This is a genomic window from Komagataeibacter sucrofermentans DSM 15973 (genome assembly GCF_040581405.1).
Classification (GTDB): Bacteria; Pseudomonadota; Alphaproteobacteria; order Acetobacterales; family Acetobacteraceae; genus Komagataeibacter; species Komagataeibacter sucrofermentans.
Genome location: NZ_CP137157.1, coordinates 1,288,032 through 1,312,968, shown reverse-complemented (window position 1 = coordinate 1,312,968; position 24,937 = coordinate 1,288,032). Strand labels below are relative to the sequence as shown.

The following is a 24,937-nucleotide window of genomic DNA, read 5'->3' as shown; positions in this document are numbered from 1 at the left end:
TAAAGCCCGTTTTTACAAAACTTTTTTCAGGGCTTCGTTCACCATGGCCGGATTGGCCTTGCCCGCCATGGCTTTCATCACCTGGCCAACAAAAAAGCCGAACAGCCGGTCCTTGCCGCCACGGTATTCTTCCACCTTGTCGGCATTACGGGCCATTACATCGGCTACAGCGGCATCAATCGCGCCGGTGTCCGTCACCTGCTTCAGGCCCTTGCGCTCCACGATGTCAGCAGCACTGTCGCCAGTCTCGAGCATGTCCTCGAACACTTCCTTGGCGATCTTGCCATTGATGGTCTTGTCCGACACCAGATCCAGCATGCCGCCCAGTGCCGCAGCCGAGATCGGGCTATCGGTAATGGTGCGACCGGTGCGGTTGAGCGCGCCAAACAGGTCACCCGTCACCCAGTTGGCGGCAAGGCGGGCATCGCGGCCTTTGGCCACTTCCTCATAATAATCGGCAATGGCCTGCTCGGCCACCAGCACGCTGGCGTCGTAGCGGGGGATGCCATATTCCTTGACGAAGCGATCACGCTTGTCATCCGGCAGTTCGGGCAGACCACGCTCGAGTTCGTCCACCCAGGCCTGCTCCACGACCAGAGGCAGCAGGTCAGGGTCGGGGAAGTAGCGGTAATCGTGGGCATCTTCCTTGCTGCGCAGCGAGCGGGTCTCGTTGCGGGCCGGGTCGAACAGGCGGGTTTCCTGATCCACCTCGACACCATCTTCCCACACCTCGATCTGGCGCGTAGCCTCGACCTCGATGGCGTGCATGACATAGCGGATCGAGTTGACGTTCTTGATCTCGCAACGCGTGCGGAACGGCTCGCCCGCCTTGCGCACCGACACGTTCACGTCGGCACGCATGGAGCCTTCCTCCATGTTGCCATCGCACGTGCCCAGGTAACGCAGGATCTGGCGCAGCTTGCGCAGGTAGGCGCCGGCTTCCTCCGGGCAGCGAATGTCCGGCTCGCTCACGATCTCCATCAGCGCCACGCCGGCACGGTTGAGATCGATGAAGGAGCGGGCAGGGTCCTGGTCATGCATGGACTTGCCCGCATCCTGCTCCATGTGCAGGCGCGTGATGCCGATATGGCGCACGGTGCCGTCGCTCAGTTCGATCTCGACCGTGCCTTCACCCACGATCGGGTGGGTGAACTGGCTGATCTGGTAGCCCGTGGGCAGATCGGCATAGAAGTAGTTCTTGCGGTCAAACCGGCTTTCCAGATTGATGCGCGCACGCAGGCCGAGGCCCGTGCGGATGGCCTGGGCCACGCATTCCTGGTTCAGCACCGGCAGCATGCCCGGAAAGCCCGCATCGACCAGGCTCACATGCGTGTTCGGCTCACCGCCATAAGAGGCCGATGCCCCGGAAAACAGCTTGGAATGACTGATGACCTGCGCATGAACCTCAAGGCCCACCACGATTTCCCACGCGCCGGTCTTGCCTTCGATCGTGTAGGTCATTTCGTGGCCTCCGCACGGATGGCAGGACGGTGGGTAAAGCCTGCGGCCTGTTCCAGCGCGCTGCCGGTGGCCAGCAGGGTTTCCTCGTCAAACGGGCGGCCAATAAGCTGCAGGCCCAGCGGCAGGCCGGTAGCGCCCAGCCCCACGGGCACGGACATGGCGGGCATGCCAGCCATGGAGGCAGGCACGGTGAAAATATCGTTCAGGTACATCTGGACCGGATCATCACTCTGTTCACCCTGCGCGAAAGCAGGGGTGGGCGCGGTGGGGGTGAGCAAGACATCCACCTTCTGGAAAGCCTCGGTAAAGTCGCGGCGGATGAGAGTACGAACCTTCTGGGCCTTCAGGTAATAGGCATCGTAATAGCCAGCCGAGAGCACATAGGTGCCCATCATGATGCGGCGGCGCACCTCCGGGCCAAAGCCCGCGCGGCGGGTGGCTTCATACATGGCATCAAGCGTGTCGCCCGGCACGCGCTCGCCAAAGCGCAGGCCATCGTAGCGGGCGAGGTTGGAGGAACACTCGGCAGGCGCCACGATATAGTACGTGGCAAGACCATATTTCGTGTGGGGCAGGGACACATCCACAATCTCGCAGCCTGCCGCTTTGAGCCATTCAATGCCCTGCTGCCATGCCGCCGCAATCTCGGCAGAAAGGCCCTCGGCGCGGTATTCTGCGGGGATGCCTACCTTCAGCCCCTTCAGGCTACGGCCCACGGCGGCGGAATAATCCGGCACGTCGCAGTTGACACTGGTGCTGTCACGCTCGTCAAAACCGGCCATGGACTGGAGCATGATGGCGCAGTCGCGCACGCTGCGCGCCATCGGGCCTGCCTGATCGAGCGACGAGGCATAGGCAATGGTGCCAAACCGGCTGCACCGGCCATAGGTCGGCTTGAGCCCGACAATGCCGCAATAGGCGGCGGGCTGGCGGATGGAGCCGCCGGTATCGGTGCCGGTCGCCCCCATGGCCAGCCCGGCGGCCACGGCGGCAGCCGACCCGCCAGACGAGCCGCCGGGCACCAGCGCCGCGTCATCGCCGTTACGCTTCCACGGGTTTTCAACCGGGCCGAAAGCGGAGGTGATGTTGGCCGACCCCATGGCGAATTCATCAAGGTTGGTCTTGCCCACGAACACCGCGCCATCACGCAGCAGGTTGGCCGTGACCGTGCTTTCATAGGGGGGCACGAAATTCTTGAGGATATTGCTCGCCGCCGTGGTCCGCACGCCATTGGTGCAGAACAGGTCCTTGATGCCCAGCGGGATGCCGGTCAGGCTACGGGCCTCGCCCTTTACCAGCGCCTCATCTGCCTGCTGCGCCGCCTTGAGCGCTGCCTCACGGGTGGGGGTGATGTAGGCGTTCAGGCGCGGGTTCAGGGCATCGATGGCATCGGTATGCGCGCGCACCAGCTCCACGGCGCTGAATTTGCGTGCACGCAGGCCGCTTGCGGCATCGGCAATTGTCAGTTCGGTCAGGCTCATCTTATTCAACAACCTTGGGCACGGTATAGAAGGGGCCAACGCCATCGGGCGCGTTGGACAGCACGGCATCACGGCAGTTGCCATCGGTCACCACGTCCGGGCGCGTGCGCAGGGCGGCATGGCCCGTGCCGACCATGGGGGTCACCCCCTCGACATCGACCTCGTTCAACTGCTCGACCCAGCCGAGGATCCCGTTAAGCTCCCCTTGCAGGGCAGGAACATCAGACTCGTCAATACCAATCCGTGCCAGTCTGGCAATGCGGCGGACGGTCGCGGGATCAAGCGACATGAAGCAATAACTTTCCATCAGAACAGGGGCAGAATATCCTGCGGCGCAGGACCGCTGAGGAACATACCCCCGACCATGCCCCTGTTCAACATATCCGATCTCCGCGCAGGCCTGCGCCGCGACCAGCGCCTGCTTGGCCTTGACCCCGGCAAAAAAACGATCGGCATCGCCCTGTCCGATGTCGGCCTGATGCTCGCCTCCCCGCACATGGGGCTCAAACGCGGTAAACTGTCGGTCAATGCGGCCGAAATCAGCAGGATTGCCCGCGCGCAGGATGTCGGCGGCCTGGTGGTGGGCCTGCCGCTATCGCTTGATGGCAGCTTTGGCCCCGCCGCCCAGGCGGCGCGGGACTGGACGCTGAACCTGTCTGACATGACCGGACTGCCTGCGGCCATGTGGGACGAACGGCTTTCTTCCTCCGCGGTAAACCGCTTCCTGATCGCGGAAGCCGACATGACGCGCCAGCGCCGGGGCGAGGTGGTGGACCAGATGGCGGCGGCTTACATATTGCAGGCCGCCCTTGATGCATCGATCCCGCAAGGGTAGGGGGCTTTCGAATTCGTGATGGCATGACTGGATTGTGCCAAAACCGGACCCCGGCGGTGCGGGGGCTGCTATGCTGGCCTCCACCACCGGCGCGCACCGGGACGTGACCCCTCCCACACGCTTCTTTCGCCGGACCCATGTTGCATAAACAAGGATGCCCGGCCATGCGCCTGCCACACCTGCCGTACCTTCATATCCATGTGCATGACCGCCCGCTGGCAGGCGACCCGCACCCGCACAACCTGTTTCACTGGAAGCTGTATTTCTGCGAGGCGATCGCCACCGCCATCCTCATGATCCTTGGCCTGAGTGCTGTCATCCTGCTCAGCGCGCCCGCCAGCCCGCTTGGCGCGGTGCTCATGCATCATCCCTATATCCAGACCGCGCTGTGCGGGCTCTGCTTTGGCCTGTCAGGCACGGCGGCGGCCATGACGCCGTTCGGCAAGGTCAGCGGCGCGCATATCAATCCTTCCGTCACCCTGGCGTTCTCGCTGGCCAGGCGCATCGGCGGGGTGGATGCGCTGAACTACATGATCGCGCAGGTTATCGGCGCGTTTATAGGCACGGCGGTGGTGTATGAAGCAGGCAGGCTGATCGCCTGGTGGGGCAATATGGCCGTGGCGGTGCATTATGGCGCGACCGTGCCCTATGGCCATATTTCGATCTGGTGGGCCATGTGGTCGGAAATGTTCGTGACCGCGGCACTGATCGCCATGCTGTACTGGCTGGCAGCCCACCCGCGATGGAAGTTCATCACGCCATGGTCGGGCGGGCTGTTCTTTCTCGTGCTCAACCCGATTACGGCATGGCTTTCGGGCAATAGCGTCAATTTTGCACGCACGCTGGCCCCGGCACTGTTTGCCGGGCAATGGTCGGGGCTGTGGGTTTATATTGTGGGGCCCTTTGCCGGGGCATCGCTTGCGGTCATGGCCATTCGCATGAACCTGCTGGGCAAGCTGCACCTGCTTGAGGCGCGTCTGGTCAATTTTGGCCACCATGGCCGCGTGCCGGGGCTTGATGACCCGCACCGCAAGCTCAACCACCCCGATGACCCCGACCATGTGCCCCCTGGCGCCGGAGCCGCCTGAACAGCCAGGCCCGCGCAAGGCGCAACCCACACGTGACATATTCCGTTATTTTGCTGCGGGGGAATTAACGGCCATAGTGCCGCGCCGCCATGCATGCCATGGGCTGCCGAGGGAGAGTGCATAAGAATGAAGCGTTTTTTCAATACGCGCGAAACCGTTGTGACCGAAGCACTGGACGGGTTCCTGCGCTCAAGCGCGGGCCACCACCTGTGCCGCCTGGATGGCTACCCCGATACCTGCGTGATCATGCGCCGCGAGATCGACCGCCACGAGGTTTCGGTCATTTCGGGTGGCGGATCGGGGCATGAGCCTGCGCATGCGGGCTTCGTGGGGCATGGCATGTTGACTGCGGCAGTGTGTGGCGCGCTGTTCGCCTCTCCCTGCGTCGATGCGATCCTGGCCGCGATCCTTGCCACGACAGGCGAGGCAGGCTGCCTGCTGGTGGTCAAGAACTATACCGGCGACCGCCTGAACTTCGGTCTTGCCGCCGAGCGCGCCCGCGCGCTGGGCAAGAAGGTGGAAATGGTGACCGTGGGCGATGATATCGCCCTGCCGGGTTCCGCCACGCCGCGCGGTGTTGCGGGCACGGTGCTGGCGCACAAGCTGGCAGGCTATGGCGCAGCGCAGGGCTGGTCGCTGGAGCATGTGACCGAATTCGTGCGCGACGGCACGAAGCGCATGCGCACCATTGGCCTCGCGCTCGAGGACTGCAACCCTTATGAGTCCGCCCGCGCCAGCCGCCTGGCCGCTGACCAGGCCGAGCTTGGCCTTGGCATTCATGGCGAGCCGGGCGCGCAGCGCATTGCCGTTGCCGGTGCGAATGACCTGATGGCGCTCGCCGCCCGCACGCTGGAGGACAGCCTGCCCACCACCGTGCGCAATACCCGCTTCGCCCTTGTGCTCAACAACCTGGGCACCGTGCCTGAAGTGGAAATGGCGCTGCTGCTCGAAGCCTTCAGCCGCACGCCGCTGGCCCGCCGCATCTCGCACGTGATCGGCCCGGCACCGCTCATGACGGCGCTGGACATGAACGGCTTCTCGCTCACCCTGATCGAGCTGGACGAGGCCATCGCCACCGCCCTGCAGGCGCCCGCCCAGCCGCGTGCATGGCCCGGCATCGCCACCTTTGGCAGCCCCAGCGTGGCCCCCATGCCCGCCATGCCCGATGCCTTTCCCTTCACGCCCGGCCATGATGCGGCTGTAGCCAGCCTGCTGGCGCGGGGTGCTGAAGTGCTGGTGGCCAACGAGGCCGCGCTGAACGAACTCGATGGCAAGATCGGCGATGGCGATGCGGGGTCCACCTTCGCCAGCGCCGCGCGTGACATTACCGCCGTGCGCGACCGCCTGCCCATGAATGACCCGCACCAGCTCATGGCGACCATCGGCAATATCCTGACCCAGCATGCGGGCGGCTCAAGCGGGGTGCTGTTCGCCATCATGTTCTCGGCGGCAGGACGCAGCAGCCAGCCCTGGCAGCAGGCCCTGCGTGAAGGGCTGGCCCATATGATGGAATGCGGCGGCGCGAAACCGGGCGACCGCACCATGATCGATGCGCTCCACCCCGCACTTGAAGCGCTTGCCGCAGGAGGTGGCCTGCAACAGGCAGCACAGGCCGCGCGCAAGGGGGCCGATGCCACAACCACCATGGACAGCGCCCGCGCAGGCCGCGCCGCCTACGTGCCCAGCGAGCACGTGCGCAACGTGCCTGACCCCGGCGCCGAGGCCGTGGCCCGCCTGCTTGAAGGACTGGCGGCTGGCTGAAAAGCAACGCTGAAGGTGGTTTGATAAACGTTCAGCTATAGTAGGGTGCTGCCTTTTAAAGGCAGCACCTGACAGTCTCATTTAAAAAACGGCAATCTGTCAGGTGCGGGTGGGGCAGCACATGCTGTTGCACGGCCACCCCGGTCAGTAATCAGGCTTTTCTGACGAATTCAGATTTCAGGTTGATTGCACCAATACCTGCAATCTTGCAGGCAATATTATGCCCGTCCGTGCCATCAACCAGCCGGATGCCCTTGACCTTGGTGCCACCCTTGATCACGGAGGAGGCTCCCTTGATCTTGAGGTCCTTGGTTACCGTAACGGTATCGCCATCGGCGAGCACATTGCCATTGGCATCGCGGATCTCGCCGGGGCCATCCGCAGCGCCCGCCGCATTGTCCTTCGGGTTCCATTCACACCCGCATTCAGGGCAGGTCCACAGACTGCCGTCAGGGTAGACATGTTCGCACCCACATTCGGGGCATTTGAGGTCGTTTTCCATAATAATCCTTACTGTCCGGGCCTATGCCCATAAAGCACGCAAGCACGGACAGAAAGGATATGGATCATGCAGAGGTGATTTTCTGGCTGCAGCCAGTTCCACAAGGGCAGGGAACACGCCCTTACTGCTGGGGCGCCGTGCCGCCATGGGTGCTGACACCGGGACCGCCGCCATCATCCGAGCCGCCACCGGCGGGCTTGGGCTTGTCGCACCCGGCAAGACAGGTCAGGACGGCAGCAGCCATCATCATCCGCGCAAGGTTTCGCACTGGTTTTCTCCTCTCCAGCTGTTCTGGCTTTCAAGAGGGGTAAACCGCCGGACCGCGCCACGGTTGCGTATGAAAACGGGGCAGCGCTGCGCCAGCAGGCCTGCGGCGCACATCTCGCGCATGCGCATGCAGCAACGATGGCGATGCTGGAAGGAAGGATGTTCCATCCGGTGCCTGTCCGTCTGTTTGGGGCGGCCCTAGCGGACAGCCTGCTTGCGGAAAAAACGCTCGACAGCCAGCATGCCAAGCAACAGCGCGACGCCAAAGCCTTCGCGTGTATGGTCAACGAGGTAACGCATAACGGTCTCCTCCATTTGGCTTGTCAGCTTCATACTGACGCATCATCCACGCCAGCGGAAGTAAAAACGCATGCCATGCTCTTCACGATATCAGACCCATCGCACGGGTAAGGCCATTGTTGCGCATTTTTTGTAAAAAGCTGCATCCCTGTCCGACAGCACACACACGGCTGGGGCCGGGCCGCCTGACCTTCCCTTGCCAGCGCCATGCAGTACGGCATAGGAAAAAGGCCATGCCATGCTTCCTGCCGTACAGCCCCGCCCGTTCCATGCACTCTCCCGCCCGCCAGGGAGAAGGGAGCATGCCATGACCCGCATTTTCATTGATGCCGATGCCTGCCCCGTGCGTGATGAGACCTATCGCGTGGCGCAACGCTACGGGCTGCATACCTTTGTCGTGTCGAACAGCCTGCTGGCCGTGCCAGCCTCGCCGCTGATCGAGCGCGTGGTGGTGACCCAGGGCATGGACGTGGCTGATGACTGGATTGCCGAGCATGCCGCCGCGCATGACATTGTCATATCAGCCGATATTCCGCTGGCTGCGCGTTGTGTCGCGCGCGGGGCCTGCGTGCTCGACCCCAAGGGCCGCATTCTTGATGATAACGCCATCGGCATGGCGCTGGCCGTACGCAATCTCATGACCGACCTGCGTGATACCGGTGTCGTGACCCAGAGCAATCGCGGCTTTACCCGTGCTGACCGCTCCACGTTTCTTTCAGCCCTCGATACCGCCGTAGTCAAAGCCCGCAAACGCGCGGCAGGGCACGGGCGGCCGCTGCCTGTCGTGCCACCCACGGCATGATCGCGGCGGGAGCGTGGAACAGCACGCCGCCCCATAAAAAAAGCCGCCCGCTCCATAAGGAGCAGACGGCACCAAGGCTGGAAACGCCGCCTTAAAAAAAAGGCAGCGCCCAAAAACGTTTACCTGATCTTACTTCTGCGCCGCCTTGGCAAACAGGGCGGAAATCGCATCCTGCGCCTCGGTCTGGATGGCCTTCAGGTGGGCCTCGCTCTTGAAGCTTTCGGCATAGATTTTATAGACATTTTCCGTGCCGGAGGGGCGGGCGGCAAACCAGCCATCCCTGGCTGAAACCTTCAGCCCGCCAATGGCCGCGCCATTGCCCGGCGCGTTGGTCAGCGTGCTGACAATCGGCTCGCCTGCAAGTTCGCTCATGCCGATCTGCTCGGGCGAGAGGGTCTTGAGGATGGCTTTCTGCGCCGGGTCGGCAGGCGCGTCGATCCGGGCATAGTACGGCGTGCCAAGGCGCTTGGTCATGGCCTCGTACGCAGCACCGGGGGTCTGTTTGGTGCGGGCCGTAATCTCGGCGGCAAGCAGGCCAAGAATGATGCCATCCTTGTCCGTGCTCCACACCGTGCCATCGCGGCGCAGGAAGGAAGCACCAGCGCTTTCCTCACCACCAAAGCCGAGCGTGCCATTATACAGGCCATCGACAAACCACTTGAAGCCAACCGGCACTTCCACCAGCTTGCGGCCAATTTCCTTGGCCACGCGGTCGATCATGCTGCTGCTGACCACCGTCTTGCCCACGCCGGCTGCGGGGTTCCAGTTCGCGCGGTTGTTGAACAGGAACTCGATGGCGGTGGCAAGATAGTGGTTGGGGTTCATCAGCCCGTACTTGCCCGAAACGATGCCATGGCGGTCGGCATCGGTATCATTGGCGAAGGCGATGTCAAAGCGATCCTTCATCTGCACCAGACGCGCCATGGCGTAGGGGGAGGAACAGTCCATGCGGATCTGCCCATCCCAGTCGGCGGTCATGAAGCGGAAGGTGGGATCGACTTCCTTGCTTACGATGGTGGCGTTGATGCCGTATTTGTCAATGATCGGCTGCCAGTAATCCACCGCTGCCCCGCCAAGCGGGTCGATGCCGATGGAAATGCCGGATTCACGGATGATGTCCATGTCCACCACAGCGGCAAGGTCAGCCACATACGGGTTGATGTAGTCATGCCGCTTTGTGGTGGGGGCCTTGAGCGCCTGCTCGAACGGCACGCGCGTCACGCCCTTCATGCCCTTGGCCATGTAGTCGTTCGCCGCGTTCTCGATCACCTTGGTGATGTCGGTATCGGCCGGGCCGCCATGGGGCGGGTTGTATTTGAAGCCACCATCCTCGGGCGGGTTGTGCGAGGGCGTAATCACCACGCCATCGGCAAGGTCGCTGTTGCGGCCACGGTTACACGTCAGGATGGCATGCGAGATGACGGGGGTGGGTGTGTAGCCATCCTTGTCATCAATGCGCACTTCAATGCCATTGGCGGCAAAGACTTCGAGTGCTGATTTCAGCGCCGGGCGCGAGAGCGCATGCGTGTCGATGCCGATGAACAGCGGCCCGGTAATGCCCGCATTCTTGCGGTAGTCGACAATGGCCTGGCTGATCGAGAGGATATGGTTTTCGTTGAAGCTCGTATGCAGCGATGAGCCACGGTGCCCCGAGGTGCCAAACGCCACCCGCTGCGTGGCAATGGAGGGATCAGGCTTGCGGGTATAATAGGCATCAAGCAGGGCATCGATATTGACAAGACGATCCGGATCGACCGGCTTGCCGGCAAAAGGGCTTACGCTGGGCATTGACTGCTCCCGAAATACATTATGAAAAAGCGCATATTCCAACAAATTTCCTTACAGCCCGCCCCGGCAGGCGTCCAGCCATGCAAGGCAGGAAAATGAACGCGGGGAGGCAAGGAAACGCATCATGCCATGACACTGGCGCGCGCTTTGGGGGAATGACATTGAACTATATCAAAATCCGGACCTTTTTCGTTTCCTTGCCTGCCCATCACGTTCGCGCGTGGGCATGTTGCATGGGGCAGGGGGCGTACCCATTTTCAAAGCATGAACACATCATCATCCCCTGATAACGCCGAGCATCTGCGCCGCGACCGACTGGAGCGCCTGCTCCGGCGCCTGCCTGCGCGTGGCGAACAGGCCATGCGCTGGCTGCTGCAACCCGGCAGGGTCGTATTCCGCAGCATCATGGGGGGACTGCTGATAGCGGGGGGCGTGCTCGGCTTCCTGCCGGTGCTGGGGTTATGGATGCTTCCGCTAGGTATTATCCTGCTGGCGGAGGATGTACCTTTCCTGCGCAGGATGAGCGCGCGCATGCTGGAATGGATCGAACGCCGCCACCCGAACTGGCTGGCCCCCGCCTCGCCTCAGAAAAGCTAAGCAGAAAGCGGGGTTCAGCGTGCGCAGGACAGCCGCCGCATGCCCGCAGCCGCAACGATCAGGGCATTGGCCGCAAGCCCGATCAGGCCGGGATTGACCCCGGCAGGCATGAGGCCCGCCCAGTACAGCTCCACCGCCAGCCCGTCACCCGCCATAAGCCCCGCCGCAATGGCCAGAGCCGGAACGCGCCATCCACACAGGGCCACCAGCAAGCCGGGCGCTATCTGGATCATGCCGAGATAATACAGGTTATTGAGCGTGACCATGATGCTGCCCAACCCCGCAGCCCCGGCGGCGGAGAGCAGCAGATAGATCCCGATCACGACCTGCGCGCCCACGCGCTGCCCCCGGTCCGACAGGCCATGAAGCATGTTGCGTGAGACCAGCGGCCCGATGGCAAGGCACACGCCCGCCAGGATGACCAGCGCCGAGACCGCGCACCCGCCCGCAACGATACCCTGCATCCACGGCGGCAGGGTGGTGGTGATGCCCAGCATGAACACGTCATTGGCGGATGAAACGGCCAGTCCGCGCCTGTGCACGAATTGCGCGATCATGTACAGAAAAGGGAACATGAGCATGTAAAGCGGCATGAGGATCTGGTTGCGGCGCACCATCCGCGCCGAGCGCGCGGTAAACACGAAGGCCACCGCCTGCGGCGTAATGCACAGCCCGAGTGACTGGAGCAAGATGGTGGAAACCACGAACATGTCCTGCCGCGCAGGCACGGCAGTGGCGGGCGTGGACTGGTATGCAACAGGCAGGCCCGTGGCCAGCAGCGCAGCACTCCCTCCGGCCACGATGGCCAGCACCAGCAGCACATCCTTCAGCACCGATACATAGGCCGGCGCACGCACGCCCGCCAGCGCCACCCAGCCAAAGGTCATGCCCGCGCCAGCGCCTGCCAGCACGGCGGGCGTAACCTGCCAGTGCAGGCTCCGCATGACCGAAATCAGGCCGGTAAACTGCGTCTGCCCCAACGGCAGCAGGAAGGCCACGGCATTGGCCGCCACCACCATTTCCAGCAATCGGCTGCCAAAATGCGCGCGAAAAATATCGGCCAGCGTCATGCTGCCCGTCCTGCGCCCCAACTGCCACAACAGGGGCGCAAGCACGAACCCCACAGGATAGGACAGCAGGATATACCCCATGAACCACCCGGCAAACGCCGCGCCATGCAGGTAGACACCGGTGGAAAAGCCCAACACGCTGCCGATGCTATAGGTCTCGCCAATGGTCAGGAAAAAGACCAGCAGTCCCCCCAGTTGCCCGGACGCGACAAAGAAATCACGCGCATTGTCACTACCGCGCCGCACCCGCGCATACACCGCCAGGGCAACAGAGGCGGCAATGACCGCGCCAAAACTGAGGAATTCCATTAATCCGCCCGTGCGTGGCCCAGCCACCACGCCGCCGCCATGCAGCAGGGCACCAGCAGCATGCAGGCAAACAGCCACGCTACCGCCGGGGGAAAGCCAAAGACCACGCCATCAACATGCTCGAACAGCACGAAGCCACCAATAACCAGCCCATAAGGCAGGCCCAGCCCCACAACCAGCATAAGTGGCGTCGTGGCAGGCAGCGGTTCACGGGCGTTATCGGAGGTGTCTGGCACGCGCATCACGCCATGAGATCAGGGAAGGGAGCAAAGCAGGCGAAAACCCGCTCAGCCATTACCGCGCGACTTCGCCTTCCTGCGGCCCACAACGGAGAGGCGGGTGGTGACAAGATCATACCCCATCTCGCGCACGATATTTTCCAGCAGGGCGTCGAGTTCGGGGTTTTCGAATTCGATCACCTTGCCACTATCGGCGTCGATCAGGTGGTAATGATCGCCATGATCGCCATCGGCCACTTCATAACGCGCACGACCGCCGCCAAAATCACGGCGCTGGAGAATGCCGTTTTCCTCGAACAGACGCACGGTACGGTACACCGTGGCGATGGAAATGCGCGGGTCGACTTCCACCGCGCGGCGGTACAGTTCCTCCACATCCGGGTGGTCATCACTGTCCGACAGGACAAAGGCAATCGTCCTGCGCTGGCCCGTCAGTTTCAGGCCGCGTTCACGGCACAGATCGGCCAGAGGAGAATCGGGAAAAGTCGGCTCTTTCATCACCCCGGAGCATAATGCACTCAGACCGCCCCGGTCCAGTAGGGATAAGCAGTTCGGGCCGTCGATTTTAGTTGCAAATGATAATCTTTCTCATTAATAAGATCTCACCAACACATTCAGGGAGCGGGCTGCACCCACGGCCCGAGCGGATGATGACCGACACCACAGTTTTCATGAATGATCTTTCATCCAGCGAACGCTTGCTGGTCTGGTGCGTGCGCCGCCTGAGCGGGCAGGGCGACGGCACGCGCGGCACGCCGGGACTGGCGCTGCCGTGTTTCAGGGCTGATTTTGCTGCTGTGATCGAGGCGTTCCACATGGCCATGAACCGCCTGCGGGCCTACCAGCGCACCCCGGTCGATGTAGCGATCTGCTCGGCCACACACCTGACCGGCACGGAAAACCGCTTTCTGCTTGCCGCCACTGCCGCACAGGAGGGGCACGAAGGGGAAGTGCGGCGCATGCTCCGGCCCATTTTCGTTCACCACCATGTGCTCTCGCCCTTTGCCGCCGCCATTACGCAACTTGGCGCGTGCCTTGCAGGCGCGGGGTACTGGCTACCGCGGCGGGGCAACATGCTGGCAGCCTCCAGCCGGATGCCCGTAGTGCGTCCGCGCCAGGTAAGCGCGGCTACGGCGCATCCCACGCCCGAGCCCCATGCGCAGCAGGCCCAGCCCGTAGGCGCGGGGTGCCTTGCGGCCATGCGCTGGCATCAAGCCGACATGGGCCGCGCGCAGGTCATGTGGCCCGGCCCGACGGCTGCCGTGCAGACGGGTGGCCTGTAAAAACACCAAAGGGGCCGCACCATTACGTGCGGCCCCAACATGGCGGGATGACAGGAATGCCACCCATCGTATCGATCCGGCAGGCGCGCCGGTTCATGGAAAATGCTTTCCTCGACCTGCTCGACATCCTTGCCTGGCAGGAAGGCGCGCCGCCCGCCACCGGCCATGAACGACCGGTGGACCCGCATGGTCGCGGGATTATTCCTGATCGGGGGCAGCGGCCGAGTTGAGCTTGATGTACTGCGGCAGGCCCAGCTGCTTGATGAGATCGAACTGACGGTCGAGGAAGTCCTCGTGCTCTTCTTCGTTCACCAGAATGCGCAGCAGCAGGTCGCGCGATACGTAGTCACGCACGCTCTCGCAATAGGCGATGCCTTCACGCAGGTCGCCAATCGCCTTTTCTTCCAGCTTCAGGTCGCATTTGAGGATTTCCTCAACGTCCTGCCCCACAAGAATCGTGTTGTAGCGCTGCACGTTGGGCAGGCCGCCGAGGTAGAGAATACGCTCGATCAGCCAGTCGGCGTGCTTCATCTCCTCGATGGATTCCTCGTATTCCTTCTTGCCCAGCAGGGTCACGCCCCAGTGGCGCAGCGTGCGGGCGTGCAGGTAATACTGGTTGATCGCCGTCAGCTCGTTGGTGAGCTGGGTGTTCAGGTGCTCGATAACCTTGGGGTCCTTGATGGGCATGTCCGTTTTCCTGTCCTGCGAAATATATTATACCCCTCACGGGTTACTGCCAGACAGGCTGCAACGCAATTACAAAAAAGCGTTGCATAACCACGCCCTGCGCGCGACCCTCGGCCGGGCCACACACAGGGCACGGCCCCCAGGCAGGGCAGGGAGGGAAGCCACATGGACCAGACCAGCTACCGCACACTTGATGCAGGCGGCATCCGCGAATTCCTCGCCGGTCTGCCCGCCATCGCCACCCGCCTCGGCGGCGTGCCGGAACAGTGGCAGGTGCATGAAGTCAGTGATGGCAACCTCAACAACGTGTTTCTTGTCACCGGGCCTGCGGGTGAGGTGTGCCTCAAGCAGTCACTGCCCCATGTGCGCGTGGACCCGAGCTGGAAAATGCCGCTCGACCGTACGTATTTCGAGGCCGCATGGCTTGCCGCCATTGGCCCGCTGGTGGGGGAGCTGACCACCGAATACCTGCATTTTGACCCCGAACTCTATGTGCTGGTGGTCGAGAGCCTGTCCGGCCACACCGTACTGCGCACGGCGCTGATGCAGGGGGCGGACTGGCCGGAGGTGGCGCCGCGCATTGGCACGTTCGTGGCCCGGGCCTGTTTTGGCACCTCGCTGCTCGCCCGTCCGTTCGAGGATGTGTTTGACGCTCGCCGGATTTTTGCCGCCAATCAGGCCCTGACCCGCATCACGCTTGACCTGGTGTTTGATGACCCGTACCGCGACCATCCGCGCAACCACTGGCATGATCCGGCCCTGAGCCCCATCGTGCAGGACATCCGCACCAGCGCCGCAGCGCTGCTGGCCGTTGAAAACCTGCGGCGGCGCTTCCTGTCGCAACCGCAGGCGCTACTGCATGGCGACCTGCATACCGGCTCGATCATGAGCACGGCGGATGACACGCGCGTAATCGATGGCGAGTTCGCGCTTTATGGGCCGATCGGGTTTGACTGCGGCATGTTCGTGGGCAACCTCGTGCTGCATTTCTTTGCAACACCCGACCTTGCGGCGCGCCAGGCGGTGCTGCGTGATATTGCCAGCTTCTGGCACAGCTTTCATGAGCAGTTCATGGCGCTATGGAACGCCAATGACGCACCGCCCCCAGGCACCCTGCGCCCGCTGGCCTACGGCCCGGCAGCCCATGTAGTGCAGCAGGCCTTCATGGATGAGGTGATGGCCGACACCATAGGCTTTGCCGCCATCGAGATCATCCGCCGCCTTATCGGCTATGCCCATACGGCGGATTTCGACACCATCACCGATCCCCGCCTACGCGCCACCTGCCGTGCAGGTGCGCTGGCCTTCGCCTATTACGTGCTCGACCACCTGGCGGACATGCGCACGATCGCGGATTTCCTGTCATGCCTGGGCGAGAATGAGAGGAAGGGCATATAAATCAGGACATACCACCGGGCATGAGGGCGGCCAGCCGGGCCATGGAGGCGCGCAGATCGGCCTCGATTTCTGGCAGGGCGCGACCGGGTTCGGATGTATCGAAATACCGGGCGAACGAAATGGCGCATCCAATGCCCGCCCGCTCCGTGTCCAGCCGGGCCGTGGGGTCATGGGGGGCGATAAGGTGGGTGAACCAGTCCTGCGGGTCGGTTTCCATGCTGGTGGTGAACACCGTGCGCGAGGGGGCGCCTGCCTGATCCGCACAGGTCACGCTCAGGCTGCGATATAAAAACGCCCGTGCCGGTACCTGGCGTGAAAAGCCGGTTCGCTGTCCCTGCGGCACCGCCACGCCAGGCGGCACAAGGCACCATGAAGCCGGTGCGCCATCCGGTCCTTCCCGCACTTCGAGGTCCATTACCGTGCCATCGCGCGCGGCCTGCACCACAGCGGCTACATGGGCCTGCGTCATCTCGCGCCGTTTCTCGCCATGGCTGCGGCTGCACCGCCGCCACAGCGGCGCGGCATTGATCAGGCTGACCATGCCCCTGCGGCCAGCGGGCTTGTCATTATCCAGCACCCACACATAGGTGCCGATGCCGGTATTGATGAACATGTCCTGCGGCAGGGCAATAATCGTATCAATCAGGTCATGCTCGACGAGATAGCGGCGGATGGCGGACTCACCGCTTTCCACCCCGCCACCGTTCAGCGCGGCTCCATGCGTCACCACGCCAATCCGGCTGCCGCCATGGCGGGGCGTGCGCATCTTGGCCAGCAGATGCAGCATGAACAGCATCGATCCATCCGACACGCGCGGCAGACCCGGCCCGAAGCGCCCCTGCGCGCCCTGCGCGTGTTCCGCCTGTATGGCCGCGCGGATGGCACGCCAGTCCAGTCCGAAAGGCGGGTTGGCCAGCATGCGGCCAAAACGTTGCCGGGCATGACCATCAGCCAGCAGCGTATCACCCTGCACCATCTGCCGGGGTTTCTGTCCGCGCAGCAGCAGGTCGGCACGCGCCAGGGCACAGGACTGCCCATTGAGTTCCTGCCCGTACAGATCCGCCATTACGCCGCGCGCGCACAGGCGGTCAGCCGCACGACCGAGCAGCGCGCCAGTGCCGGCGGCGGGGTCATAGAGCGCAGGACGGGTCCCCGGCGTATCCGCAGCGCAGACAAGATCGACCATCAGGTCCGCGACCTCCGGCGGCGTGTAATGCGTGCCGGTGCCCTGCGTGGTGGTGAAGTGGCTGACCAGTTCCTCGAACAGCCGCGCCATGGCTTCGCTGCCATACAGGGCGGGGGAGAGATCAAGGGCGGCGAAATGCGTGGCCAGCGGCGCCAGCATATCAACTGCCGCCAGCCGCCGCGCAAGCCGGTCAACCTCAAGCTGCATCATGATATCGCGCATGGCGGAGGGCAGGCGCGCGATCAGCCCCGACAGGACCTTGAGCGGATCGGCTGCGCCAGCAAGGGCGGCAAGCCCACCATGCGCGGGCAGCCGCGCCTGCTCAAACCGCCGCAACACGGTAAAGGCCAGTATGGCTGGCCCATATTCAACCGGTTGCAGCACGCGGCGCAACTGGCCTGCAATGCGCCATATGGCCGCGGCTGACAGCAGGGGCGCGGTCATGGGCGGTTAACGGGCGCGTTCTTCCGCTGCCGCCGTGCGCCACAGCGACAGGGCGACGGCAATGACCGCAGGCCCGATGAAGAGCCCGAGCAGGCCAAACACATGCAGGCCACCCAGAATGGCCGTCAGCACCGCAAGGAAGGGGATGCTGGTGCTGCCACTGATCAGCTTGGGCCGCACGAAATGGTCGCCCGCGCCATAGGCAATGGTGCCGATCACGCCCACGATCACCGCCTGCATCACGCCATTGGCCGCAAAGGTCATGAGCGTGGTCACACAGAGCAGGATCGGCCCGCAGAAGGGGATGACACTGACCACCGCCGTAAGCAGCGTGAGCAGGGCAGGGTGCGGGGTGCCTGCAATGAAGTAGCCAATGCCCACCAGCACGCCCTGGCCCAGCCCCACCAGCACCAGCCCCGCGACCGTGCCGCGCACGGCGCCCACGGTGTTGCGGATCACATCACGCGCGCGCTCACCCAGAAAACGCTGCCCGACCGCGCGGATATCGGCAATGAGCGTTTGCGAGGCATGGAGATAGAAATAGACCGACAGCGTGGCGATGACGAAGGTTTCGGTCATTTCCATAAGGCGGTGCGGCAGCTCGCGGCCATCGCCGGTGGCCACCATGTGCGATACCACGCTGGTCCAGTGCCGCAGTTCATCGGGGTCGGACAGGTAGCGCTGCCACAGCCCGGCCAACCTCGGGCCAATGCGCGGAATTTCATCAATCTGCGGCGAGACGGGAATGCCATCATGCAACGCGGCGCGCCCCCACGCCATGAGCGAGGGAATTTCCAGCCCCGCCCGCACGGCCATGGCGATCATGGGCACCGCCAGCAGCGCGAAGATGCCTGCCGCGATCAGCCCTGCCGCCGCCCCACGGCCCATGCCGCGCCCGACCAGCCGGGTATAGAGCGGAAAGGTGGTGATGGTAAGAATACCCCCCCACACGAAGGCAAACAGGAATGACTGCTCGATCCATGCGGAAAACAGCAGGACCGCGCATACAAATATGAAGGTGCCGATATACTGGGTCCGGTTCCGGTTTTCGTCCATATGGTGTGTTCTATCCTGCTGGGGTTCGTGAAAGGTTGTCATATCATGCCATGACAGGCAGGCCTTACGTTCTGGCAGATGGCCTGCATCGTTGTTGTCATGTCAGCACAGGGTAAAGGTCCGGTTTACAAAAAGACATCATCCATCTTGCTCCCGCAGGCGCAAGCTGGTCCATTCCCCGCCCATTCTCCCTAATGGCCCTGACGCGACATGCCCCGCCGCCCAAAGACCTTTTTTACCGCCGATACCCATTTCGGCCATGCCAATATCATCCGCTACACAAAGCGCCCCTTTGAAACGGTGGCGGAGATGGATGCAACCCTGGTCAGCAACTGGAACGCCACCGTCGGCCCTGATGATGACGTGTGGCACCTTGGCGACGTGGCGCACGGCACGCAGCGGGCCGAAGCGATCCTGCCCCGGCTGAATGGCCGCAAGCACCTGATCTGGGGCAAGCACGGTAGCGAGGCCGTGCGGACCTGGCCGGGCCGGGCGTCATCGCAGGCCTATGCGGAACTCAAGCTCGATGGCCGCAGGGTGGTGCTGTTTCATTATCCCATCGCGGAATGGAATGGCTTCTGGCACGACAGCCTGCATTTTTATGGTCATGTTCATGACAGGTTCACACCCACCAGCCTGTCCTGTGATGTGGGGGTAGATGTGTGGGATTACCGGCCCGCGGAATTCAATGACATCGCTGAAACCATCAGCGCCCTGGCTCCGCCCGCACGCCCCGCCTGAGGCCACATGCCCCGGCTGCATCATGCCTCAGGCCCCGCGCCCATCGCTGCCCGCCGGACAGCAACGCGATATTCATGCAGCAGCCCCTCCAGTCGCACCCGTTCAGCAGCCTGTGCCGCAACCTGCTCCAGCTGTGTCCAGACCGCCTGCGCCACCCTGCGCTGGCATGGTAGCGGTGGCAGGGTCAGTTCCAGCGAAGCCAGCGTGACCGTATCCATCTCAGGAAACACGCTCCCCCCCGCGCGGCGGCGCAGTTCCGGCCCTGCCGCCCATAACGTCAGCGCCGCGTAGCGCAGGTCCACCCCACATCCGCGCGGCACCAGCGCCTTGCATCCCTGGCTGACCGCAAGCGGGCCGCGCCCCAGCCCCACCCGGCCCACGGGGGCACGGGTTGATACCACCAGCGCACCCGCGGGCACCATTATGGCCCGGCACGCCGCCAGCCCCGCCGCCGAAAGGCTGCGCTGCCCCCGCGTTACCCAGCCGGGTGGGCCAGGCGGCAGGTCCGCCGGTGTCAGCCATGTTACGTCATCGCCCCAGTAGGCGGCCCGGGTCGTGGCGGGTGTGCCACCGCCGGTAATGTCAAACACATGCCCCAGCAGCCGTCGCGTGCCGTATGCCGCCCCCATGGCCTGCGCGATGATGGCCTGAACCTGCTCGCGTGCCAGATCATCAAGCTCATCCAGCGCGCGCAACTGCCCGTCAATGCGTTGCAGGCTCACGTCCAGCCGGTCGGCCACGAGGCGCTGGCAGGCAAGGGAAGGGCAGGGAACAGGCAGGCTGTTCATGCGCGCACGCGTCAGCTTGGCGCGGGTGGCCCCCTCCACATACGGGCCATAGGGCAGGGTATTGAGGGCATGCGCCACAAAGCGGCCATCCACGCCTGCGCGCGGGCGCAGCACATGCACATGGTTGCCTGCCCATAACGGTCCTTCATGAAAGAACGCGACATCACGCGTGGGGTCAGAAAAAGGCGCGCCGTCCTCGCCAAGCAGCACGAGCGTGCCATCAAACAGCGCCTGATCGACATGACCGGTCACGCCACTGGCTCCATGATAGGGCACCACTCCCGGCCGCAGCGCCCGCTGCGCGCGGTTAAGGGGCACGCGCCCGGCATCGAGGCATTCAACAAGGGCGCCCAGCGGCACCACGGGCCATGACGGGGGCGGGCTGTCATCGCACTTCATGCCCCCTCCTTACTGTTGGCCCCGGCCGGGCCGCCATATAAAAAAATATACCATGACAGGCATTTGCGCCGCATGGCTGCTGGCCGTGCGCCATAGGGTCGTATAAACCCCACCCCAAGCACCATACCGCGTGCCGCACATGATCGTGCCCCGGCGGGGCCATGGGTGAAGCAGGGGGTTCATGACGCGTCCAACCACATCCTTCGGGGCGGAATTCCGTTCCATCCTTGCCATTGCCGGACCGATGGGCCTGTCACAGTTCGCCCAGATGCTGATGGGGCTGACCGATGACGTACTGCTCGGCAGCCTTGGCGCCGCAGCGCTGGCCATTGGCGGCCTGGCCACGGGCACGTTTTTCACGCTCAACGCCATCCTTGCCGCCATGATCGAAGCCGGTGGCATCCTGCTCTCGCAGGCACGCGGGCGGCAGGACCATGCAAGCCTTGGCACCACAATCACCTCCATGCTTGTGGTTGCCATCATGCTGTGCGGGCCGGAACTGTTCTGCCTGTACCATATCGACCGGCTTCTGGCATGGCTGCACGAGCCCGAGGCCATCCGCGCGCCGGTGACCGCTTTCGTGCATATCCTGATGTGGGCGGTGCCTCCAGCGCTGCTCGGCCAGGGCGTGCTGACCACGGCGCTGCCGGTCATGGGGGCACAAGGCATTCTCATGCGGGTGATGCCGTGCATTACGGTGGTGAACGGGGTGTTGAACGCAACGCTCATCCATGGCTGGTTTGGCCTGCCCGCGCTGGGGCTGCACGGCTCGGCGGTGGCGACCGTCATCACCCTGTGGTGCATGCCCCTCATCCTGCTGGCCTTCATGGCGCGCAGGCCCGAACTGCGTACGACACTGCGCCCGCGCGCGCATGACTGGGAGCATACGCGCGCCCTGCTGCGCACCGGCCTGCCCATGCTGGCAGCCGCGATGGCGGAGGTCACGCTGTTCCAGGCCAACAGCTTCGAGGCCGCCAAGCTGGGCAATGCCGGGCTGGCGGCGTTCCAGATCATGCTGGGCATCGGCATGCAGTGCTTCGTGCTGTATCTGGCCATGGCGCAGGCGAGCAACATACGCGTGGGTTACTGGACGGGGCGCAACGACCCGGCCATGGTGCGCCGCTCTGCGGGCGCGGGCATGTTGCTGGGCCTGGGGGTAGCCTGCGTGACCACCCTCATCCTGGCGCTGGGGCGGCAGGGTATCATTGGCTTCTATCTCGATGCGGCCCTGCCGGAAAACGCGCAGGCGGTGCATCTGGCGCTCACGCTGCTGCTGATTGGCGCGGCCTTTCAGGTGCCGGACGCCCTCCAGGCCATCGCCACGGGCATCCTGCGCGGGCAGGGCGATACCACCGTCCCTATGGTGCTGGCCATTATCGGCTACTGGGGGCTTGGCTTTCCCGCCGGCATATTCCTTGCCTTTGAACAGGGCATGGGCGTGCAGGGGCTGTGGTATGGCATTGGCATCGGGCTTGTGACGGTATTCGTGCTCCATGGCACCCGCATCCTGTGGCGCATGAAGCGGGCAGAGCGAAAAGGGTAGGAAAAGCGCTGCCTGGCCTCGCCATTCCGCCTGGAAAATAAATCACTGGGAAAACAGAATAACAGTTCTGGATGCTACGTTTTTGAAGCTTTTTGAAAAAAGCTTCACCACAAACCTCTTTTAATTCCAGTTTTTCAAACAGGCTTTTACAGGCGCTTGTGCATTTCCTCACGGATGGAATTGCATTTCTTGGTAAACACGCCCGCCTGCGATGCGGTCATGAAATTGATCAGGAAGGCACCGAGCAGCGAACAGAAGGACAGGATGATCAGCACCCGCCCCATGAGCGAGATCACCCCGCTGTAATGCACGGCCGAATACCACAGCAACCCCAGGCTCAGCACGGCGCCAAACACGCCCAGCACGCCGGTGGAGCGGATGAGGGATTCCTCCTCGCGGATGAAGGTGGAGGATTCCTGCCATAACATGAAAAGCTTGCGGTCCATTTCCTGCACGGCGGCGGCATAGTCCTCGGCATCATCGGGATGCTGGTGGTCGGTGCCGCTACGGTGCAGTTCGAGTTCCTGCCGGGCCTTGGCAAAGACGCGCCTGCGTTCCTTTATGGCGGGCAGGCTGATATCGACAAAGCTGAGAATGGCCACATTCAGCCCGGCCGATAGCTGGATTACCGCTTGGAAATCACCCCAGATCACAGGTTGCCCCCTGAGGGTCCACATAACCGTGCACTGTAGCGAACCCCGACAAATACAAAGCCGTCCGGCATGCAAGGGCTGCATGCCAGTTCCCAACGTACCATGCGATGTGGCGGCACGCCTACCTTTAGGGTTAGCATGAAGCGTGATGAATATCCATGTTCCCTCCACCTATGAGATCTACCGTGGCTGGCAGTCCGTACAGGGCACCGGGCTGGAGATCGGCACGACCCTGCTTGTCGGCGCCGTGCTTGTGCTGGCATGCAGCATGGTGCTGTTCCTGCTGCCGACCTTCATCGCGTGCCGCCGCAAGGTGCATCATGCGGCGGTGGTAGCGGTGGTGAACTGCACCCTGGGCATGACTGGGATTGGATGGGTAATCGCGTTGCTCATGGCCTGCCTGCTCGAGACCGATACCCGCCGCCATGCGCGCCTGCGCCGAAGCGAACCGGCCACGTTCCTGAGCGTGCCATAAGTCATTGAGGAGAGGGGGACCGTCCTTGTCCGCCGCCATATTGTTCAATACTGTATATATTCATCTGAACACATGGCAGGATAATACGATGTCTTCCAACACGCAGGCCGTCATCATTACGCTAGGCAATAATGACCTGCCGCCGGAGGTCTATGAAGAATATGACCTCAGCACCCTTGAAGATGAAATAGAAGACGTGCTCGGCGATGCAGGCGTTCTGGACGGGCATGAATTTGGGCCCGAAGCCGCGCAGATCTTTCTGTACGGACCTGATGCCGAAGCCATCTTCCGCCTGATCGAGCCCGTAGTGAAGGCTTACCCACTATGCGCAAAGGGCAGTGTTGAAATCAGGTCCGGCGATCGGGAAACCGAAAGCCGCATCGTCCAGCTTCCCTGATCTTCTGCCACCCTCATGAAAAAAGGGAGCAAGCCGATTGGCGTGCTCCCCTTTTTTCGTCAAAGCTGCCCGGAAAAATATCCGGAACGCGCTTTTACTGCTGCTTGTACAGCAGGCGCGCGCGCAGCGTGCCCTTGAGTTCGCGCAGGCGGTCAAGGATGCGGTTGTCCTTTTCCACATCGCGGCCGGTATCGGCCTCAACCACCACGTAACCCAGTTCACCCGCCGTCTGCAGGTACTGCGCGGTGACGTTGCAGGATTCACGGGAGAAGATCTCGTTGATCTGCAGCATGATGCCCGGCACGTTGCGGTGCACATGCATGAAGCGCGTGCCGTGCGGGTTTTCGGGCAACTGCACGGTGGGGAAGTTCACCGCACCCAGCGTGGAACCGATATCGGAGTATTCCACCAGCTTGCGCGCCACTTCCACGCCGATGCGCTCCTGCGCTTCCGCCGTGGAGCCACCGATATGCGGCGTCAGGATCACGTTATCCAGCCCGCGCAACGGGGTTTCCAGCGGCTCGCCCGCCTGCTTGGGCTCCTTGGGGAACACATCGATGGCCGCACCGAGCAGATGGCCATCCTTCAGGGCGGCAGCCAGCGCATCGAGGTCCACCACGTTGCCGCGCGCGTTGTTGATGAGGAAGGAGCCCTTCTTCATCGCGCGGATCTGGGCCTCGCCAATCATGCCGGCGGTCTCGGGGGTCTGGGGCACGTGCAGGCTGACCACGTCGCTCTGGGCCAGCAGGGTCTCGAGCGTATCGACCGGCGTTGCATTGCCATGCACCAGCTTGTCGATCACGTCATAGTAGAACACGCGCATGCCAAAGGCTTCGGCCAGCACGGAAAGCTGCGAGCCGATGGAACCATAGCCCACGATGCCCAGCGTCTTGCCGCGCACTTCCCAGCTGTTGGTGGCGGATTTTTTCCAGATGCCCGCATTGCATTCCTGCGACTTGGGGAAGATGCGGCGCATCAGCATCACGATCTCGCCCATGACCAGTTCGGCCACCGAGCGGGTGTTGCTGTAGGGCGCGTTGAATACGGGAATACCAGCCTCACGCGCGGCATTGAGATCGACCTGGTTGGTGCCGATGCAGAAGCAGCCGATGGCGATCAGGCGGTCGGCCTTCTCGATCACCTCGCGCGTGAGCTGCGTGCGCGAGCGGATGCCCACGATATGCACGCCTTCCAGCGCCTTCTGCAGGGCTTCGCCTTCCAGCGCTGTCTTGAGGCGGGTAACATTCTCGTATCCGTTTTCCTTCAGCAGGTTGACGGCACTGTCATGAATGCCTTCAAGCAGCAGGATGCGGATCTTGTCCTTGGGAAGGGAAAGGTGGCCGGTGGATGGGCTGGTCATGTCGCGTGCTCCCGCTCTGAATACGGT

Annotated in this window: 27 protein-coding genes; 12 read left to right on the top strand and 15 right to left on the bottom strand. The window is 63.1% G+C overall.

What is annotated here, in order from left to right:
* Nucleotides 1-12: 12 nt before the first annotated feature.
* Genes gatB through gatC form a run of 3 tightly spaced genes read right to left on the bottom strand, consistent with a single transcriptional unit; the run spans nt 13 to nt 3,231 of the window.
* Nucleotides 13-1,461 carry an Asp-tRNA(Asn)/Glu-tRNA(Gln) amidotransferase subunit GatB gene (gatB, locus tag R5N89_RS06335; RefSeq protein WP_110568312.1) on the bottom strand — a complete coding sequence of 483 codons (1,449 nt, stop codon included), beginning with the start codon at nt 1,459-1,461 and terminating at the stop codon, nt 13-15.
* Complete coding sequence (gene gatA / locus R5N89_RS06330; protein ID WP_110568310.1) at nt 1,458-2,942, bottom strand: Asp-tRNA(Asn)/Glu-tRNA(Gln) amidotransferase subunit GatA; 1,485 nt, start codon at nt 2,940-2,942, stop codon at nt 1,458-1,460. The genes gatB and gatA overlap by 4 nt, the downstream gene beginning before the upstream one ends.
* 1 nt (nt 2,943) lies before the next feature.
* Nucleotides 2,944-3,231 carry an Asp-tRNA(Asn)/Glu-tRNA(Gln) amidotransferase subunit GatC gene (gatC, locus tag R5N89_RS06325; protein WP_078527604.1) on the bottom strand — a complete coding sequence of 96 codons (288 nt, stop codon included), beginning with the start codon at nt 3,229-3,231 and terminating at the stop codon, nt 2,944-2,946.
* A gap of 75 nt (nt 3,232-3,306) precedes the next feature.
* Here gatC and ruvX point away from each other — a divergent pair, with 75 nt between their 5' ends.
* The 3 genes from ruvX to R5N89_RS06310 all read left to right on the top strand — a co-directional run bounded on the left by ruvX (nt 3,307) and on the right by R5N89_RS06310 (nt 6,626).
* Nucleotides 3,307-3,777 (top strand): Holliday junction resolvase RuvX, encoded by a 471-nt coding sequence (gene ruvX, locus R5N89_RS06320; protein WP_110568308.1) that lies wholly within the window; start codon nt 3,307-3,309, stop codon nt 3,775-3,777.
* Nucleotides 3,778-3,941: 164 nt separating this feature from the next.
* Nucleotides 3,942-4,865: an MIP/aquaporin family protein gene (locus tag R5N89_RS06315; RefSeq protein WP_110568306.1), complete on the top strand. Its 924-nt coding sequence runs from the start codon at nt 3,942-3,944 to the stop codon at nt 4,863-4,865.
* A 126-nt stretch (nt 4,866-4,991) separates the two neighbouring features.
* Nucleotides 4,992-6,626, top strand: a complete 1,635-nt coding sequence (locus tag R5N89_RS06310) for a dihydroxyacetone kinase subunit DhaK (protein ID WP_110568304.1) — start codon at nt 4,992-4,994, stop codon at nt 6,624-6,626.
* Nucleotides 6,627-6,777: 151 nt separating this feature from the next.
* Here R5N89_RS06310 and R5N89_RS06305 read toward each other — a convergent pair whose 3' ends face one another.
* Nucleotides 6,778-7,128: a zinc ribbon domain-containing protein YjdM gene (locus R5N89_RS06305; RefSeq protein ID WP_146220193.1), complete on the bottom strand. Its 351-nt coding sequence runs from the start codon at nt 7,126-7,128 to the stop codon at nt 6,778-6,780.
* Nucleotides 7,129-7,249: 121 nt separating this feature from the next.
* Complete coding sequence (locus tag R5N89_RS06300) at nt 7,250-7,396, bottom strand: hypothetical protein (RefSeq protein ID WP_165399117.1); 147 nt, start codon at nt 7,394-7,396, stop codon at nt 7,250-7,252.
* A 606-nt stretch (nt 7,397-8,002) separates the two neighbouring features.
* Here R5N89_RS06300 and R5N89_RS06295 point away from each other — a divergent pair.
* Entirely contained in the window at nt 8,003-8,497 is a 495-nt protein-coding gene (locus tag R5N89_RS06295) for a YaiI/YqxD family protein (protein ID WP_110568301.1), read from the top strand.
* 129 nt (nt 8,498-8,626) lie between these two features.
* On the opposite strand, the gene pgm is transcribed toward R5N89_RS06295, so the two are convergent.
* A complete protein-coding gene (gene pgm, locus R5N89_RS06290; protein ID WP_110568300.1) occupies nt 8,627-10,285 on the bottom strand; it encodes a phosphoglucomutase (alpha-D-glucose-1,6-bisphosphate-dependent) in 1,659 nt (552 codons plus the stop codon).
* A gap of 264 nt (nt 10,286-10,549) precedes the next feature.
* Here pgm and R5N89_RS06285 point away from each other — a divergent pair, with 264 nt between their 5' ends.
* Nucleotides 10,550-10,882, top strand: a complete 333-nt coding sequence (locus tag R5N89_RS06285) for a hypothetical protein (protein ID WP_110568298.1) — start codon at nt 10,550-10,552, stop codon at nt 10,880-10,882.
* Nucleotides 10,883-10,896: 14 nt separating this feature from the next.
* Here the strand turns inward: R5N89_RS06285 and R5N89_RS06280 are convergent, their stop codons facing one another.
* From R5N89_RS06280 to R5N89_RS06270, 3 genes are read right to left on the bottom strand one after another with little or no spacing between them, the layout of a single operon-like run.
* A complete protein-coding gene (locus R5N89_RS06280) occupies nt 10,897-12,261 on the bottom strand; it encodes a sodium:solute symporter (protein WP_110568297.1) in 1,365 nt (454 codons plus the stop codon).
* On the bottom strand, nt 12,261-12,506 hold the full coding sequence (locus R5N89_RS06275) for a hypothetical protein (RefSeq protein ID WP_354680707.1): 246 nt from the start codon (nt 12,504-12,506) through the stop codon (nt 12,261-12,263). The genes R5N89_RS06280 and R5N89_RS06275 overlap by 1 nt, the downstream gene beginning before the upstream one ends.
* Before the next feature lie 42 nt (nt 12,507-12,548).
* A complete protein-coding gene (locus tag R5N89_RS06270; protein ID WP_110568294.1) occupies nt 12,549-12,998 on the bottom strand; it encodes a Fur family transcriptional regulator in 450 nt (149 codons plus the stop codon).
* Between the two features lie 149 nt (nt 12,999-13,147).
* On the opposite strand from R5N89_RS06270, the gene R5N89_RS06265 reads away from it, so the two are divergent.
* Both R5N89_RS06265 and R5N89_RS06260 read left to right on the top strand, forming a co-directional pair.
* Nucleotides 13,148-13,783: a hypothetical protein gene (locus R5N89_RS06265; protein ID WP_110568293.1), complete on the top strand. Its 636-nt coding sequence runs from the start codon at nt 13,148-13,150 to the stop codon at nt 13,781-13,783.
* Nucleotides 13,784-13,839: 56 nt separating this feature from the next.
* Entirely contained in the window at nt 13,840-14,013 is a 174-nt protein-coding gene (locus R5N89_RS06260) for a hypothetical protein (RefSeq protein WP_167400846.1), read from the top strand.
* Here the strand turns inward: R5N89_RS06260 and bfr are convergent.
* On the bottom strand, nt 13,982-14,470 hold the full coding sequence (gene bfr / locus R5N89_RS06255; protein WP_110568292.1) for a bacterioferritin: 489 nt from the start codon (nt 14,468-14,470) through the stop codon (nt 13,982-13,984). The two genes, R5N89_RS06260 and bfr, sit on opposite strands and share 32 nt — an antisense overlap.
* Nucleotides 14,471-14,635: 165 nt before the next feature.
* On the opposite strand from bfr, the gene mtnK reads away from it, so the two are divergent.
* Nucleotides 14,636-15,868: an S-methyl-5-thioribose kinase gene (gene mtnK, locus R5N89_RS06250; RefSeq protein WP_110568290.1), complete on the top strand. Its 1,233-nt coding sequence runs from the start codon at nt 14,636-14,638 to the stop codon at nt 15,866-15,868.
* 1 nt (nt 15,869) lies between these two features.
* On the opposite strand, the gene R5N89_RS06245 is transcribed toward mtnK, so the two are convergent.
* Nucleotides 15,870-17,498: a class I SAM-dependent DNA methyltransferase gene (locus tag R5N89_RS06245; RefSeq protein WP_110568289.1), complete on the bottom strand. Its 1,629-nt coding sequence runs from the start codon at nt 17,496-17,498 to the stop codon at nt 15,870-15,872.
* A gap of 6 nt (nt 17,499-17,504) precedes the next feature.
* Entirely contained in the window at nt 17,505-18,554 is a 1,050-nt protein-coding gene (locus tag R5N89_RS06240) for an AI-2E family transporter (RefSeq protein WP_110568288.1), read from the bottom strand.
* A 210-nt stretch (nt 18,555-18,764) separates the two neighbouring features.
* Here R5N89_RS06240 and R5N89_RS06235 point away from each other — a divergent pair, with 210 nt between their 5' ends.
* Nucleotides 18,765-19,295, top strand: coding sequence for a metallophosphoesterase (locus R5N89_RS06235; RefSeq protein WP_110568286.1), 531 nt, complete (start codon nt 18,765-18,767; stop codon nt 19,293-19,295).
* Nucleotides 19,296-19,315: 20 nt separating this feature from the next.
* Here R5N89_RS06235 and R5N89_RS06230 read toward each other — a convergent pair whose 3' ends face one another.
* A complete protein-coding gene (locus R5N89_RS06230; RefSeq protein ID WP_110568285.1) occupies nt 19,316-20,482 on the bottom strand; it encodes a restriction endonuclease subunit S in 1,167 nt (388 codons plus the stop codon).
* A gap of 181 nt (nt 20,483-20,663) precedes the next feature.
* Between R5N89_RS06230 and R5N89_RS06225 the strand changes: the two genes are divergently transcribed.
* Entirely contained in the window at nt 20,664-22,025 is a 1,362-nt protein-coding gene (locus R5N89_RS06225) for an MATE family efflux transporter (RefSeq protein ID WP_110568284.1), read from the top strand.
* A 146-nt stretch (nt 22,026-22,171) separates the two neighbouring features.
* On the opposite strand, the gene R5N89_RS06220 is transcribed toward R5N89_RS06225, so the two are convergent.
* A complete protein-coding gene (locus R5N89_RS06220; protein ID WP_078523993.1) occupies nt 22,172-22,678 on the bottom strand; it encodes a hypothetical protein in 507 nt (168 codons plus the stop codon).
* A gap of 148 nt (nt 22,679-22,826) precedes the next feature.
* Here R5N89_RS06220 and R5N89_RS06215 point away from each other — a divergent pair, with 148 nt between their 5' ends.
* Together R5N89_RS06215 and R5N89_RS06210 are read left to right on the top strand one after the other, a co-directional pair.
* Nucleotides 22,827-23,153: a superinfection immunity protein gene (locus R5N89_RS06215; RefSeq protein ID WP_110568282.1), complete on the top strand. Its 327-nt coding sequence runs from the start codon at nt 22,827-22,829 to the stop codon at nt 23,151-23,153.
* A 25-nt stretch (nt 23,154-23,178) separates the two neighbouring features.
* Nucleotides 23,179-23,550, top strand: a complete 372-nt coding sequence (locus R5N89_RS06210; RefSeq protein ID WP_146220191.1) for a hypothetical protein — start codon at nt 23,179-23,181, stop codon at nt 23,548-23,550.
* A 94-nt stretch (nt 23,551-23,644) separates the two neighbouring features.
* Here R5N89_RS06210 and serA read toward each other — a convergent pair whose 3' ends face one another.
* Complete coding sequence (gene serA / locus R5N89_RS06205) at nt 23,645-24,910, bottom strand: phosphoglycerate dehydrogenase (protein ID WP_110568280.1); 1,266 nt, start codon at nt 24,908-24,910, stop codon at nt 23,645-23,647.
* Between the last annotated feature and the right edge of the window lie 27 nt (nt 24,911-24,937).

Bases quoted from the DNA above. Each gene is read 5' to 3' on its own strand.
- gatC (WP_078527604.1), bottom strand. From the start codon at position 3,231: ATGTCGCTTGATCCCGCGACCGTCCGCCGCATTGCCAGACTGGCACGG.
- R5N89_RS06295 (WP_110568301.1), top strand. From the start codon at position 8,003: ATGACCCGCATTTTCATTGATGCCGATGCCTGCCCCGTGCGTGATGAG.
- R5N89_RS06230 (WP_110568285.1), bottom strand. From the start codon at position 20,482: ATGAAGTGCGATGACAGCCCGCCCCCGTCATGGCCCGTGGTGCCGCTG.
- gatB (WP_110568312.1), bottom strand. From the start codon at position 1,461: ATGACCTACACGATCGAAGGCAAGACCGGCGCGTGGGAAATCGTGGTG.
- R5N89_RS06265 (WP_110568293.1), top strand. From the start codon at position 13,148: ATGATGACCGACACCACAGTTTTCATGAATGATCTTTCATCCAGCGAA.
- mtnK (WP_110568290.1), top strand. From the start codon at position 14,636: ATGGACCAGACCAGCTACCGCACACTTGATGCAGGCGGCATCCGCGAA.
- R5N89_RS06270 (WP_110568294.1), bottom strand. From the start codon at position 12,998: ATGAAAGAGCCGACTTTTCCCGATTCTCCTCTGGCCGATCTGTGCCGT.
- R5N89_RS06285 (WP_110568298.1), top strand. From the start codon at position 10,550: ATGAACACATCATCATCCCCTGATAACGCCGAGCATCTGCGCCGCGAC.
- R5N89_RS06215 (WP_110568282.1), top strand. From the start codon at position 22,827: ATGAATATCCATGTTCCCTCCACCTATGAGATCTACCGTGGCTGGCAG.
- R5N89_RS06310 (WP_110568304.1), top strand. From the start codon at position 4,992: ATGAAGCGTTTTTTCAATACGCGCGAAACCGTTGTGACCGAAGCACTG.
- R5N89_RS06315 (WP_110568306.1), top strand. From the start codon at position 3,942: ATGCGCCTGCCACACCTGCCGTACCTTCATATCCATGTGCATGACCGC.
- R5N89_RS06280 (WP_110568297.1), bottom strand. From the start codon at position 12,261: ATGGAATTCCTCAGTTTTGGCGCGGTCATTGCCGCCTCTGTTGCCCTG.
- R5N89_RS06245 (WP_110568289.1), bottom strand. From the start codon at position 17,498: ATGACCGCGCCCCTGCTGTCAGCCGCGGCCATATGGCGCATTGCAGGC.
- gatA (WP_110568310.1), bottom strand. From the start codon at position 2,942: ATGAGCCTGACCGAACTGACAATTGCCGATGCCGCAAGCGGCCTGCGT.
- R5N89_RS06305 (WP_146220193.1), bottom strand. From the start codon at position 7,128: ATGGAAAACGACCTCAAATGCCCCGAATGTGGGTGCGAACATGTCTAC.
- R5N89_RS06225 (WP_110568284.1), top strand. From the start codon at position 20,664: ATGACGCGTCCAACCACATCCTTCGGGGCGGAATTCCGTTCCATCCTT.
- serA (WP_110568280.1), bottom strand. From the start codon at position 24,910: ATGACCAGCCCATCCACCGGCCACCTTTCCCTTCCCAAGGACAAGATC.
- pgm (WP_110568300.1), bottom strand. From the start codon at position 10,285: ATGCCCAGCGTAAGCCCTTTTGCCGGCAAGCCGGTCGATCCGGATCGT.
- R5N89_RS06260 (WP_167400846.1), top strand. From the start codon at position 13,840: ATGCCACCCATCGTATCGATCCGGCAGGCGCGCCGGTTCATGGAAAAT.
- bfr (WP_110568292.1), bottom strand. From the start codon at position 14,470: ATGCCCATCAAGGACCCCAAGGTTATCGAGCACCTGAACACCCAGCTC.
- ruvX (WP_110568308.1), top strand. From the start codon at position 3,307: ATGCCCCTGTTCAACATATCCGATCTCCGCGCAGGCCTGCGCCGCGAC.
- R5N89_RS06240 (WP_110568288.1), bottom strand. From the start codon at position 18,554: ATGGACGAAAACCGGAACCGGACCCAGTATATCGGCACCTTCATATTT.
- R5N89_RS06235 (WP_110568286.1), top strand. From the start codon at position 18,765: ATGCCCCGCCGCCCAAAGACCTTTTTTACCGCCGATACCCATTTCGGC.